The 13,630-nt window shown below is 62.3% G+C and carries 12 protein-coding genes; 8 read left to right on the forward strand and 4 right to left on the reverse strand.

Annotated features, from left to right (window positions below; translation table 11 throughout):
- The first annotated feature begins 218 nt into the window (after positions 1-218).
- The 3 genes from C8348_RS05505 to rpsI all read left to right on the forward strand — a co-directional run bounded on the left by C8348_RS05505 (position 219) and on the right by rpsI (position 1,792).
- Positions 219-650, forward strand: coding sequence for a PaaI family thioesterase (locus tag C8348_RS05505; RefSeq protein WP_106752268.1), 432 nt, complete (start codon positions 219-221; stop codon positions 648-650).
- Positions 651-848: 198 nt separating this feature from the next.
- Positions 849-1,313, forward strand: a complete 465-nt coding sequence (gene rplM / locus C8348_RS05510; RefSeq protein ID WP_106752269.1) for a 50S ribosomal protein L13 — start codon at positions 849-851, stop codon at positions 1,311-1,313.
- Positions 1,314-1,315: 2 nt separating this feature from the next.
- Positions 1,316-1,792 carry a 30S ribosomal protein S9 gene (rpsI, locus tag C8348_RS05515; RefSeq protein ID WP_106752270.1) on the forward strand — a complete coding sequence of 159 codons (477 nt, stop codon included), beginning with the start codon at positions 1,316-1,318 and terminating at the stop codon, positions 1,790-1,792.
- A 95-nt stretch (positions 1,793-1,887) separates the two neighbouring features.
- On the opposite strand, the gene C8348_RS05520 is transcribed toward rpsI, so the two are convergent.
- Positions 1,888-2,541, reverse strand: a complete 654-nt coding sequence (locus C8348_RS05520; RefSeq protein ID WP_106752271.1) for a hypothetical protein — start codon at positions 2,539-2,541, stop codon at positions 1,888-1,890.
- A 1,197-nt stretch (positions 2,542-3,738) separates the two neighbouring features.
- On the opposite strand from C8348_RS05520, the gene C8348_RS21895 reads away from it, so the two are divergent.
- Entirely contained in the window at positions 3,739-4,746 is a 1,008-nt protein-coding gene (locus C8348_RS21895; RefSeq protein ID WP_157950384.1) for a hypothetical protein, read from the forward strand.
- A 64-nt stretch (positions 4,747-4,810) separates the two neighbouring features.
- Here C8348_RS21895 and guaD read toward each other — a convergent pair whose 3' ends face one another.
- The gene (gene guaD, locus C8348_RS05525) at positions 4,811-6,118 is read right to left on the reverse strand and encodes a guanine deaminase (RefSeq protein WP_244293940.1); all 1,308 of its coding nucleotides are present in this window, start codon (positions 6,116-6,118) and stop codon (positions 4,811-4,813) included.
- A 263-nt stretch (positions 6,119-6,381) separates the two neighbouring features.
- Between guaD and speB the strand changes: the two genes are divergently transcribed.
- The gene (gene speB, locus C8348_RS05530) at positions 6,382-7,341 is read left to right on the forward strand and encodes an agmatinase (protein WP_106752273.1); all 960 of its coding nucleotides are present in this window, start codon (positions 6,382-6,384) and stop codon (positions 7,339-7,341) included.
- A 116-nt stretch (positions 7,342-7,457) separates the two neighbouring features.
- On the opposite strand, the gene C8348_RS05535 is transcribed toward speB, so the two are convergent.
- Positions 7,458-8,111: a DUF6653 family protein gene (locus C8348_RS05535; RefSeq protein ID WP_157950385.1), complete on the reverse strand. Its 654-nt coding sequence runs from the start codon at positions 8,109-8,111 to the stop codon at positions 7,458-7,460.
- Between the two features lie 211 nt (positions 8,112-8,322).
- Complete coding sequence (locus C8348_RS05540) at positions 8,323-10,128, reverse strand: PHA/PHB synthase family protein (protein ID WP_106752275.1); 1,806 nt, start codon at positions 10,126-10,128, stop codon at positions 8,323-8,325.
- Between the two features lie 241 nt (positions 10,129-10,369).
- On the opposite strand from C8348_RS05540, the gene C8348_RS05545 reads away from it, so the two are divergent.
- The 3 genes from C8348_RS05545 to C8348_RS05555 all read left to right on the forward strand — a co-directional run bounded on the left by C8348_RS05545 (position 10,370) and on the right by C8348_RS05555 (position 13,607).
- The gene (locus C8348_RS05545) at positions 10,370-10,783 is read left to right on the forward strand and encodes a hypothetical protein (protein ID WP_157950386.1); all 414 of its coding nucleotides are present in this window, start codon (positions 10,370-10,372) and stop codon (positions 10,781-10,783) included.
- A 154-nt stretch (positions 10,784-10,937) separates the two neighbouring features.
- A complete protein-coding gene (locus tag C8348_RS05550) occupies positions 10,938-12,155 on the forward strand; it encodes an LL-diaminopimelate aminotransferase (RefSeq protein ID WP_106752277.1) in 1,218 nt (405 codons plus the stop codon).
- Positions 12,156-12,278: 123 nt separating this feature from the next.
- Entirely contained in the window at positions 12,279-13,607 is a 1,329-nt protein-coding gene (locus tag C8348_RS05555) for a homoserine dehydrogenase (RefSeq protein ID WP_106752278.1), read from the forward strand.
- Positions 13,608-13,630: the final 23 nt, after the last annotated feature.

Genomic DNA, 13,630 nt, shown 5'->3' on the forward strand with positions numbered 1-13,630 from the left:
GAAAGCCTCCCGCTCCAGCCTGGCCGGTATGATCGGCAAATGGGATGACAGTGAGGCAGTCCGGCAAAGGGCGATGTTTCAGCCAAATCAATAGATTAAAATGGGAACATGACCCATCTTCCAAGCCGCGCCGCCACTCTTGTGCCTTGATTGCCGGCGGCAGCTCGGCTTGTCTGGAGTAAAGCGCCGCGGATGGGCCGGCCGGGGGGGAGACAGCAATGCAGCCAGTCATGAGCGTCGCGGAGGTGGAGGCCTTTCTTGCCCGCGAGTTTCCGCAGATCCATCTGGATGGCCCGGTCTACCGGGTGGAGAGCCTTGAGCCCGGCGTCGCCGTGATGCGCTTTACCGCCAGCGAGCGCCACCTGCGGCCCGGCGGCACGGTGTCCGGCCCCGCGATGATGGCGCTGGCCGATCTTGCCGCCTATGTGGTGATCCTTGGCCACATCGGCCCGGTGGCGCTGGCGGTGACGACAAACCTCAATATCAACTTCCTCAGAAAGCCCGCGCCGGGCGATCTCATCGCCACCTGCCGCCTCATGAAACTCGGCAAGCGGCTCGCCGTCATCGACTGCGCCATTGCCGGAGAGGGCGAGGCGGAGCTGGCCGCCCACGCAACCGCGACCTATTCCGTACCGCCGGAACGGGGCTGAAAATACGGTATTCTGTTACCGTTTTTGCAAGTCATTGAAATATAACGCGTTTTAAACTGGCGTTGCAAATGTTTGATCTTGACGTTTTGCCGGTGAGCGCGTATCACCCCGCTCGAACACACGGTGGTGCGAGATCGGGGGATTCCCCGGCGCGTTGTCACCGGTCTGGTTTCACCGATCAATCATGGATCATCACAAATGAAGACCTTCTCTGCCAAGCCGGCTGAGGTCGAAAAGAAGTGGATCTTGATCGACGCGGAAGGCATGGTTGTGGGCCGTCTGGCTGCCTACATCGCCAGCCATCTGCGCGGCAAGCATCTGCCGACCTTCACGCCCCACGTCGATTGCGGCGACAACATCATCGTTGTCAACGCTGACAAGGTGGTGCTGACCGGCCGCAAGTACGAAAACAAGAAGTACTACTGGCACACCGGCCACCCGGGCGGCATCAAGGAGCGCACCGCGCGCACCATTCTCGAAGGCCGCTTCCCGGAGCGCGTTCTCGAGAAGGCCGTCGAGCGCATGATGCCGGGCGGCCCGCTGTCCCGCCGCCAGCTGAAGAACCTCAAGGTTTACGCTGGCCCGACCCATCCGCATGAAGCCCAGACGCCGGCCACCGTCGACGTCAAGAGCCTCAACGACAAGAACGCGAAGAGGGCTTGAGCATGGTCGAGCTGAACTCCCTGGACCAGCTGAAGGGCGCCGTTGCAACGGCCGCCGTTGAAGCCCCGGTTCACGTCCAGAAGCTGGACGCCCACGGTCGCGCCTATGCCACCGGCAAGCGCAAGAACGCGATTGCCCGCGTCTGGGTCAAGCCGGGCACCGGCAAGATCACCATCAACGGCACCGAATACCAGGCGTATTTCGCCCGTCCGGTGCTGCAGATGATCCTGCGTCAGCCGGTCATGCTGACCAACCGCGATGGCCAGTACGACATCGTTGCCACCGTCACCGGTGGTGGCCTGTCCGGTCAGGCCGGCGCGCTGCGTCACGGCATCTCCAAGGCCCTGACCCACTACGAGCCGGAACTGCGCGCCATCCTGAAGAAGGAAGGCTTCCTCACCCGCGACAGCCGCGTGGTCGAGCGCAAGAAGTACGGCCGTGCCAAGGCACGTCGCTCGTTCCAGTTCTCCAAGCGCTGATCCCTCAGCTGCTTGTCAGACAACCGAAAAACCCGCCGGTGCAAGCCGGCGGGTTTTTTGGTTTTTGGGGGGAGGGGGTGGCGGTGTTCCTGTGGCTACGGCTTTGCTCGGATGAGGTCTGTTACTGTCTGGATCTTGTCCGTCCACGCCGCAGCTGTCAGATCCGCCCACGAAATCACCTCATGGATCCGTAGATAGTCTTGTTGGAGAGGTCTGTTGAAGATCGGCTCATGATGAGCAATGCGATTGCGAAGCTCCCTGATTTTCAAGACTGTTTGGTTGGCGTGACCGCGTAATGCCTGCACGGTCTTGCCTTGATCAGTGTTTGGGAAGATCTGCCGGAAATAGGGATTCCAGAGCACGCCATCATGGCCGCTCGTGAGCATCTTTTCCCAGAAAACGAATTTTAGTTCGGCGATGATCTTGCCGGAGGTCGGAAGGTGTCGCAGGCTGATGAGATTGCTGCGTGGATTGTATCCCGTGGAAGGACTTCGAAGACTGATTTCAAAGCTCTTTTCCCACGGCCAGTTCAGTCCATAGGCGAATTCTATCGCCTGGACGACCGAGTTTCGCAGACTAATTTCACAGATTTGAAGTGGCACAAAAAAAGCCGCAGAGACTTCAAGATTCCATTGGTAGAGTTGAAGCGCCTGTTCCTTGTTGCCATTTCTGGCTGAAAGGTATGTAGCAAAGCGTGGAGCGGAAAGAACGCGAGGAAGCTTCTGGATCTCATCATGCGTGAAATGCATCCTTCGGCTCTTCGGCTATGTATTCGTATTTCTTGACAGTTTCATTTGTCAGTGTTTAAATCAAGATGAAAGGCGCGTGAGGTCGCGGATCGTAAGGTCACCCTCTCCGTCAGACGATGATGTGAAAAGCCCGCTGGTGCCAACCGGCGGGTTTTTTGTTTTTGGGGATGGGGCAGGCGAGAGACGCCTCTTTCCACCTGTGCTGCTGGAGCTGCGAAACGCTCCGGGCCGAAAGGCACTGGAAACAGACCAGGCCCCGGCACAGGGCCGGCGCGGCGCGGGGGGCTTCGCAGAGCAGAGGTTTGGCAGAGCGCAGGTTTGGCAGAGCACAGGTTTGGCAGAGCACAGGGGGCCTGCCAAAGCTACAACCTGTCCCGCCTTTCCTCGTACCTGCGAACCCGCGGATCACCGGACCACCGGATCACCGTACACCGCAGTGTGCCGATCTTCCCCCGCTGGGAACCGCCACCTGAACGCTGCCCGCCCGGATAGCGCCCTGTCTACCGCCCTGTCCACCGTCCTGCTGGAGCCCCCCTTACCGCGCCGTCCCGGCCCTGTGCCGGGACCTGTCAGGCACGCACCGCCCCGACGCCACGGTCTTGGCAACAACACCGTGATGGCGAGACGAGAGGAAGCCAGGTTGCGGGCGGACGACGACCCACCCGCCACTGTCATCCTGGAGCAGCTGAGCGTTAGCGAAGCGCCGAGCCGGGGCCTGTCCCGGGCTTGACCCGGGAGCCAGATGACAGCCGCGCACAGCGCGACAAGACCGGTTCACGGGGCTCGGCAAGGCCGTATCGATGATGCGTTCGCTGACGCTCACCCAGACGCGCTGGATTCTGGATCAGGTCCGGGACATTTTCCGGATCTGCGGTTCGCGTGCGCTCACCTTGTCCGGAATGACATACGGGGGGACGCTAGGTCTGGCTTGAGACCATAATCTAGATGCCGCCCATGCTCGGTGACGGTCTCGCTATTTACAACACCAAGGGGCCCAAAAGGCAGAATAAACGCCAGAAACGGAACCAGAACTAGAAAAAAAGGGCCAGATCAATCCACACCCGCGCTCGCCGGTAAAGTGCATTGGACGTGACGATTTTTTTATTGACGAAGGGCACAAGCGGCCAGAATTATGCAACTTATAAGTTTAGTATTTAACCGAGCCCTCGTGTGGGTGAGAAAACTTCAGGGGACACAATGGGAAAGTGGAAAAAGAGCTTCAGAAGTCTGCCCCCAAGGATCAGTGCAGAAATGGAGAAAATCAGTTCTCCAAATTTAAAAGTGCTCGCTGGAAAAGAAGTCTCTCAGCAGGAGGTTGAAAACGGTGTGTACTCTCATCTTGGATTGAACATTGATACACTAGAGGTCGGAAAATCTTGGGAAATTGTACCGGCGTCGGATTGCGGAATGCGCTCCAAGCGAAATTTGGACGGATGGGTGAACGTTCGACGGGATCTGCCAAAATTTACGAAGTATTTTTATCATGATATTGCGATCTACGGTGATGCGACACGAAACGGCATGATGACCGTAGCTATTCCGCGTGAAGTGTACGAGAGAGATGAATATCCACCTTATCTTTTTCACGTTGAAATTTCTGTTAAAGAGCATCTGAAAAATGGTTTGTATGGCATAGTATTCTCCGTGGATGAGGTTTTTCTTCGTGGCTCATCGAGTTTTGATGAGGATTTGTTTTTCGCAGTAAACCTACTCCAAGAGACGACGGGTGTTTCGGGAGTTGTCGCCGCAGAAAATCCAGATTTTGTTTTTTCAAGCGTATTAAATTGGGAGTTCTTTCCTCCGGGAAATCTTGAAGCCGTCAAAACCTCTTTATGCAGCGGCAATCGGCCGATTTCAGAAGACACGGTATCAGAACGTTTAGATCTTTTTGAACAATTTAATCCATTGCAGTATTTGCGCGGCCTTGGAGGAAATGATTATTATGTAGGTGCAAAATATTCGGATGATCTCGTTGTGTTTGAAAATTTGAAATACGGAAATGCGCTGTATGTCTTGTACGATGACTGGGAAGAATTGTCTAAGCGCCCAAGAAGTGAATTACTGAAACTTAGAACTAGCAAGTTTGACCGTTTAGTGCACGTACAGGGCTGGGAAACACGATTTGCCGTGTTGATGCAAACCAACCTTGAAGCGCGTGGCATAAGAATTCGTGTGGGGCGCAATATACGTCGCCGCGTCCGATAGTGACCGGGCCAGCACTTTGTGTTGCAAAGACTCGGCCCGCCTGTCCATTTCGTCTTAGGTGAGTTCACCCTCCCTTCATCCCCACCCCCGCCACATAGGTCTCCACCACCGCCCGGTCATCGCCCAGGGTCTGCAGGATGAAGAGTTCGTCCGCCAGGGAGCGGGCGGTCTCAACGCGCAGGGCCATTTCCGGGGTGGCGGCGAGGTTGAGGACGATGATGTCGGCCTCGGTGCCCGCGTCGAGCGTGCCGATCTTGTCTTCCAGCGACAGGCTCTCGGCGTTGCCGCGCGTCGCCCAGTAGAAGGTCTCAAAGGGGTGCAGGCGCTGGCGTTGCAGCTGCAGCACCTTGTAGCCCTCGTCCAGCGTGCGCAGCAGCGAATAGGACGTGCCGCCGCCGATGTCGGTGGCAATGGCCGTGCGCACGCCGTGCCCCTCCAGCCGCGCCTTGTCGAACAGCCCGCTGCCGAGGAAGAGGTTGGACGTCGGGCAGAACACGGCGACGGAGCCCGTCTCGCGCATCACGCCAAGCTCGCGGTCATTCATGTGGATGCAGTGGCCGAGCAGGGTCTTGCGGCCAAGAAGGCCGTAGCGCTCGTAGACGGCGAGATAGTCGGCATGGCCGGGATAGAGATCCAGCGTGTAGGTGATTTCGTTGTGGTTCTCGTTGATGTGGGTCTGCAGGTGGCAGTCAGGGTGCTCGGCAAGCAGCGCCCCGGCCACCTCCAGCTGCGCCGGCGTCGAGGTGATGGCAAAGCGCGGCGTGATGACATAGAGCGCGCGGCCCCGGCCATGCCACTCGGCCATCAGCGCCTTGCTGTCGTCATAGGCCGATTGCGCGGTGTCGCAGAGGGCAGGGGGCGCGTTGCGGTCCATCATCGTCTTGCCGCCCAGCATGCGCATGCCGCGCGCCTCCGCCTCGCCGAAATAGGCGCGCACGGAATTGGGGTGGCTGGAGCAATAGGCCACCGCCGTCGTCGTGCCATGGGCAATCAGCGCGTCATAGAAGGCGGTGGCGATGCGCTGGCCGTGGGCGAGATCGGCGAATTTCTGCTCGGCCGGGAAGGTGTGGTCGTTGAGCCAGTCGAGGAGCTGGTCGGCCCAGGAGGCAATCACCTGCGCCTGCGGGAAATGCAGGTGCGGATCAATGAAGCCGGCCATCAGGAGATGCGGCCGGTGGTCGGTCACCGGCGTGGCCGCAGGGGCTGCCGCCTCGACCTCCGCGAAGGGGCCCATGGCGGTGATGAGGCCGTTCTCGATCAGGAGACCGCCATCGGCGTGATGCACCAGCGCGCCGTCATCATCCGCCCCGTGCGGGCGGCGGAGAAAGGAGACGATGCGGCCGCGCAGCAGCCGGGCAGGGGAAGTAGCCAAGACCGGAACCCTCATGGTTGTCCTCACGCCCCGCGCGCCGGCCGCCGCGCGTGAGGCGGCGGCCGGCGGTTGAGGCAAACCTTGAAGTTCTAGTCGGCAGGGCCGGACGGCACAAGGGTGCCGGTTTTGCGCGTTGTGATCGGAACCCGGTGCCTGGTCACCGCCTGGGCCGGGCTTTGCCCTTCCCCCTTGCCTTTCGTGGTGCCTCGGCTAGGGTCGCGGCGCGGGCCAGGCAGGTCCGTGATCGACCTAGCGGAGCCCCCATGTCCACGATCCGTCCCCGTCCGACCGACAACGCCGTGTTCGGCAAGCACCTGACCGGCGGTGCGCATGAGCCGACCTATGGCGGCGTCCTGTCCTTCATGCGCCGGCGCTACAGCCGCGATCTGGCCGGCGTCGATGTGGCCGTCTGGGGCGTGCCGTTCGATGCCTCGGTGTCGAACCGCCCGGGCGCCCGTTTCGGCCCGCAGGGCGTGCGCCGCGCCTCGGCCATCTTCGACGGCGATCCGCAGTATCCCTTCCAGGCCGACCCGTTCGAGACGCTGGCGGTGGTCGACTACGGCGACTGTTCCTTCGACTACGGTCGCAACGGCGAGATCCCGGCCTGTATCGAGGCGCAGGCGCGCGAGATCCTGGAGCAGGGCGTGCATCTGTTCTCCATCGGCGGTGACCATTTCGTCACCCTGCCGATCCTGCGCGCCCATGTGGCGCAGCACGGGCCTCTGGCGCTGGTGCAGTTCGATGCGCATCAAGACACCTGGCCCGATGACGGTGGCCGCATCGACCACGGCACCTTCACCGGCCGCGCCGTGCGCGAGGGGCTGATCGATCCGTCGCGCTCGATCCAGATCGGCATCCGCACCCACGCGCCGGAGACCTGCGGCCTCGAGATCCTCTATGGCGAGGACGTGGAGCAGCTCGGCGTCAATGCGGTCGTCGACATGATCAAGGAGCGGGTGGGCGACGCCAAGGCCTACATGACCTTCGACATCGACTGCCTCGACCCGGCCTTCGCGCCGGGCACGGGCACGCCGGTCGCCGGTGGGCTGACCTCGCGCGAGGCACTGATGATCCTGCGCCGCCTCGGCGATCTCAACTTCGTTGGCGGTGATGTGGTGGAAGTGGCCCCGGCCTATGACCACGCCGACATCACCTCGATCGCCGGCGCCACCGTGGCACAGCATTATCTTGGGTTGCTTGCCGAAAAGCGGGCACAAGAATGACGGCATGACTGGACGAAACAGGACCGGGAGCCAGATTGTGGCGCCTGGCCCTGACGTCTTGCCCGGACATCAGGGCGACAAGGCCCGGTTCGGCCAGAAGACCGGGCGGCGCCCGGTCAGGCAGCCTGACCGGGCTTGCGGGCGCCCTCGATGTTGTCGTTGAAGGCCGGACGGCGCCAGGCGCGATAGAGGGCGTCGGCATCCTGCATCCGGTCATAGAGCCGGCTCGCCAGCACCAGGTAAGCGACCTGGGCGACCAGCGCCGTGCCAAGGCCTGCGACCATCATCTCAAGACTGCCCGATATGGCCGCAATGAGGGCAAGGGCGGCACCGGCGAAGGTTGCCATCAGCAGCAAGGCGGCGCGGCGTGTCGAGGTGCCGGGCACCGGCACGATCATCCGGTTGAGGAACATCCGCTCGCCCAGCAACGCCCGAACATGCCACGGCAGCCGACTGTCCGGTTGCGTGCGACCCGCCGGCACTGCGGCAGCCGGGCGACGGGGCATCAGGCGCGGCAGGCGGGCGGCCGCAAATCCCAGTGCAGCCGCAGCGGCAAGGGCAGCTGGCCAGCCATAAAGGCCATGCAGCCAAAGAGCCACTGGGACCAGCGGAAGAACCGCAAGGCGAATCGCCAGCGTCAGCCGCCCGGGCGGGCGCCGCCACATGCGGGCCGCCATCGCATACCAGCGGATCTGCCTGGCCGGCATCACGGCCGGGCGTGGGGGCCTCGGCTGGGCCTTCGGCGGAGGGGTGTTTGCTGTGCTTGCCATGGGTCACGGCACGCCTTGCGGCGGTCTCTTTTGGGGGGGGGCGGAGCGGCCACAAGGCCGCCCGGACCGGATACGCTGTCAGATATGTCGGCAAGGTCCAGTCCGGTGGCAGACCGGGTGCTATGCCGGTCCGAGGGCTCCACTGGGCCTTCGCCCGGGACCTGGCCAATGCGGCCGGGCGGACGGGAGACAAGCCGATGCAGGGATCTTGCTACACCCGCATCTTAACGTAAGAACCCGGCGCGTCTCCAAGAATCTTTACCCTGTTTGCCCCGGGCTTTCGCGCCTTCACCTCAGCCCCGTCCTTGTCGCGGATCCAGGCGTCCCAGTGCGGCCACCAGGAGCCGGGATGCTCGGTTGCTCCGGAAATCCAGTCTTCCAGATTGCCCTCCGGCTTGGCCCCGGTCCAGTACTGGTACTTGCCGCGTGACGGTGGGTTGACCACGCCGGCGATATGTCCTGAGCCGGAGAGGATGAAGTCGACCGGTCCGCCAAAAGCAGAGGACCCCAGGAACACCGACCGGGGTGGCGCGATGTGGTCCTCGCGGGCCGACAGGTTGTAGATCGGGATGGTGACCTTCTTCAGGTCCAGCCTTTCGCCGGCAATGACCATCTCGCCCTTGGCGAGCCGGTTTTCCAGGTAGCAGTTGCGCAAGTAGAAGGAATGATTGGCCGCCGGCATGCGGGTGGAATCGGAGTTCCAGTAGAGGAGATCGAACGGGAACGGTTCCTTGCCGCGAATGTAGTTGTTGACGACATAGGGCCAGATCAGGTCGTTCGATCGCAGCATGTTGAAGGCGGACGCCATTTTCGAGCCATCAAGATAGCCGCGCTCGGCCATCTTGCGCTCGATCAGCGAAATCTGCTCCTCGTCGACGAACACCTTGAGGTCGCCGGCATGGGTGAAATCCACCTGGGTGGTGAAGAAGGTCGCCGAGCCAATGCGCTCATCGCCGGTCGCCGCCATATAGGCGAGGGTCACGGCCAGAAGCGTGCCGCCGACGCAATAGCCGATGGCATTGACCTTGTCTTCCTTGGTGGCGCGCTTGATCACATCGAGCGAGTGGAGAATGCCCTCGCGCATGTAGTGCTCGAAGTTCTTCTGCGCCTGGCGTTCATCCGGGTTGACCCAGGAAATCACGAAGACGGTGTGGCCCTGGTCGACAGCCCATTTGATGTAGGACTTCTCCGGCGTCAGGTCGAGAATGTAGAACTTGTTGATCCAGGGCGGGACGATCAGCAGTGGCCGCTTCAACACCTTTTCGGTGGTCGGTGTATACTGGATCAACTGGCAGACATCGTTCTCGGCGATCACCTTGCCCGGCGTCAGGGCCAGGTTCCTGCCAACCTCGAACTTGCTGGCGTCTGTCTGGCGGATCTTGATCTCGCCGTGCCCGGCCTTGATGTCCTCGACCAGGAACTGCATGCCGCGAACGAGGTTCTCGCCGTTATTCTCCAGCGTCTCGCGCAAGAGGGCAGGGTTGGTCAGCACGAAGTTCGAGGGCGACAGGGCATTGGCGATCTGCTTGACGTAAAAATCGGCCTTGTGCCTCGTGTGCTCGTCCAGCCCGTTGGCCTCGGCGACCATGTCATTGGCCCAGTTCGAGGTGATGAGGTAGAACTGCTTCAGGAAATCGAAAAACTGGTTCTCCTGCCAGTCCGGATCCTCGAAGCGCTTGTCACGCGGCGGGGCGGCCACAGCTGGTTCGGACGGTTCACCCATCATCCGCTTGAGGGACGAATTCCACAGATTGATATAGCCGGACCACAGGCGGCCCTGCGCCTCGACCGCACGGGTCGGATCCGATGTCCAGTACTCGCCAACCTGCGCCAGCGTCTTGATGATCGAGGTCAGTTCCTCGGCGCCGTCGGCCTTCACCTCGCCCTTTTCGCGCGGTTCGAGATAGGCGGCCAGTGCCTTGCCGCCTTGTTCGAGCACCTTGGCAAGGTTCTGCGCAAAGGCTTCCGGATTGTTGACGATGTACTGGACCAAAGGACTCTGGCGATCATCGGCCATCTTCGGTGTTCCCTCCCGCACGTTTCTTGCTTCTGGCACCGTTGTGACCCGGCTGCTCATCAAATTTATGACACAGGTTTCCGCCGCGTCGAATGCCCATTTCTCGAGTACCAGCCCTGCATAGGGTCGAGCTTGCGAATCTGTCCCGTCCGTGTCACCCAGCCTGCCAGCTTTGAGTTCGGGCTGTCATGCAGCTAAGATAGGCAAAAGGGCGGGGCGGCTGGCTTTGGGAGAAATGGTGGTGAGACGCAATTCTGCACCGGTCCGCACTGCGGTCGCGAGACGATTGTCTCCGGCAGTCCTTGCCCTGAGCCTCGCCATGCTGGCGGCCGGCTGTGCCATGGAACCCGATACATCACTGTTCGAGGCCGTTTCGAACCCGAGGCGAATGGCTGTCACGCCGAGCTTGCCGGCCTATGCCACCGTCGAGCCTGCCCCTGTATCGGTGGGGGCGGCCGTTGTTGCGCCCGGCGACCCGGTCCAGCCGACAGTATCCGCCGTTCTCGATGATGCCGAACGCGAGCGCACGATTGCGGAAATGAGCGCCATGGCTGGTCGGGGCCAGGTGCGCAAGCCAGTCAGTACACCCGCCGATCTACGCCGCATTCAGAATGGGCACGGCGCCGCTGCGCTGGCCGATATCGAGGGCCGTTAGTCGGTTAAAAATACCGGCGCGGCCCTTGCAAAGGCGCGTGCGGAAAGAAGGGCTTGCTGCTACAAGGGCGCCAGTCCCGGCCCTGTGCGCTGACCGGGGCTGTAAGACGTCAGCAAAGCCGCACAACGCCGCAGAGGATCACGAGGCCCGCGCCATGGAAGAGTTTCACAAGACCCGCAGACTGCCCCCTTACGTGTTCGAACAGGTGAACAAGCTGAAGGCAGCGGCGCGGGCGCAGGGCGCGGATATCATCGATCTCGGCATGGGCAACCCGGATCTGCCGACACCGCCACACATCGTGGAGAAGCTGACGGAAGTCGTCACCGACCCGCGCACCCACCGCTATTCGGCCTCCAAGGGCATCACCGGCCTGCGCAAGGCCCAGGCTGCCTATTATGAGCGCCGGTTCGGCGTGAAGCTGAACCCGAACACCCAGGTCATCGCGACGCTCGGGTCCAAGGAAGGCTTTGCCAACATGGCCCAGGCGATCACCGCCCCGGGCGATGTGGTGCTGAGCCCGAACCCGAGCTATCCGATCCACACTTTCGGCTTCCTGATGGCCGGTGCCGCGATCCGCTCGATCCCGGCCAAGCCCGGCCCGGAAGTGTTCCACGCGCTCGAGCGCGCCGTGATCCATTCGGTTCCCAAGCCGATCGCCGTGATCATGTGCTACCCGGCCAACCCGACCGCCTATGTCGCCGACCTCGAGTTCTACAAGGATGTCGTGGCCTTCGCCCGCAAGCACGACATCTTCATCCTGTCGGATCTGGCCTATTCCGAAATCTACTTCGGCGACACCCCGCCGCCGTCCATGCTGCAGGTTCCGGGCGCGATCGAGGTGACGGCGGAGTTCACCTCCCTGTCCAAGACCTTCTCGATGCCGGGCTGGCGCGTCGGCTTCGCCGTTGGCAACGAGCGTCTGATCGCCGCGCTTGCCCGTGTGAAGTCCTACCTCGACTACGGCGCCTTCACGCCGATCCAGGTGGCCGCCACCGCAGCCCTCAACGGCCCGGATGACTGCATCGCCGAGATGCGCGCCACCTACAAGCGCCGCCGCGACGTCCTCGTTGAAAGCTTCGGCCGCGCCGGCTGGGAAATCCCGGCACCGGAGGCCAGCATGTTCGCCTGGGTTCCGATCCCGGAGAAGTTCAAGGCGCTGGGCAGCCTCGAATTCTCCAAGCTTTTGCTGGAAAAGGCGGACATCGCCGTCTCGCCGGGCATCGGCTTTGGCGAGTATGGCGATGATTACGTGCGTATTGGTCTGGTAGAGAACGAGCAGCGCCTGCGTCAGGCGGCCCGCAATCTGCGCCGTTTCCTTGAAACTGCCGACGAAACGTTGCACAACGTCGTCCCGATCAGCGCCTCGCGCTGACGGTGGACATCTTCCGGTCGGCGAGCCTGTCTTTTCGGCCGGAAGGGACAGGCCCGCGCGGCACCTGAGCGTCTTGCCGGACGTCGTCCGGCAAGGGCAAATGAAAACGGGAACTCGGATCGCATGGCTTCTGCATTGAGACTTGGTGTAGCGGGACTGGGTACGGTCGGCGCTTCGCTCGTCCGCCTTCTGTCGAAAAACGGTGCGGCGCTTACCCGCAAGTGCGGCCGTCCGGTCGTCCTCACTGCCGTCAGCGCCCGCGACCGAACTCGTGACCGTGGCGTCGATCTTTCCGGCTACACCTGGTTCGACAATCCGGCCGACCTCGCTGCTTCGCCCGACATCGACGTGTTCGTCGAGCTGATCGGTGGCGCGTCCGGTTCGGCCGAAGCTTCCGTGCGGGCGGCCATTGCGGCCGGCAAGCATGTCGTGACCGCCAACAAGGCGCTGCTTGCCAAGCATGGCGTCGAGCTTGCGGCCCTCGCAGAGGCCGCTGGCGTCAGCCTCAACTACGAGGCGGCGGTTGCCGGCGGCATCCCGATCGTCAAGACCCTGCGCGAGGCGATGGCCGGCAACTCGGTCGCCCGCGTCTATGGCATCCTCAACGGCACCTGCAACTACATCCTGACCCGGATGGAGCGCGAGGGCCTGTCCTTCGCCGAGTGCCTTGCCGATGCACAGCGCCTGGGCTACGCCGAGGCCGATCCGACCTTCGACATCGAGGGCAACGACACGGCGCACAAGCTGGCGCTGCTGACGAGCCTTGCCTTCGGCTGCAAGATCGCTGCCGACGACATCTATCTCGAGGGCATCACCTCGATCACCACGGCCGACATCCGCGCCGCCGATGAACTCGGCTACCGCATCAAGCTCCTGGGCGTTGCCCAGAAGACCGACAGCGGCATCGAGCAGCGCGTGCATCCGACCATGGTGCCGAAGACCTCCGCCATCGCCCGCATCGACGGCGTGCTGAACGCGGTTGCCGTCGATGGCGACTTCGTCGGCGAGATCGTGCTCGTCGGCCCCGGTGCCGGCGGCGACGCTACCGCCTCGTCTGTCGCCTCCGACATCGCCGACATCGCCCGCGGCGACGTCGCGTCTGCGCTTGGTGCGCCAAGTGCCGAACTGACCGATTACACCCGCGCCGGCATGCGCCGGCATGAAGGCGGCTACTACATCCGTCTGTCGGTCTTCGACCGGCCCGGTGCCTTTGCCACCATCGCCAAGGCAATGGCGGATACCAACATCTCGCTAGAGTCGATCGTGCAGCGCCGGGCGGAAGCCCCGGGCCTTGCTGATCGCGTGGGAAGCGAAGGCAGTGAACCGCAGCCGGTCATTCTCATCACCTATGAGACGACCGAGACGGCGGTGAAGCAAGCGCTGGAAGCAATTGTTGCCAAGGGCGTCGTGGCGGATGCGCCGCAGATGATCCGGATCGAGAAACTGGCCTGAACACGTCCCTGACGGGACCACCC

The organism is Pannonibacter carbonis, from assembly GCF_003012935.1.
Taxonomy (GTDB): Bacteria; Pseudomonadota; Alphaproteobacteria; order Rhizobiales; family Stappiaceae; genus Pannonibacter; species Pannonibacter carbonis.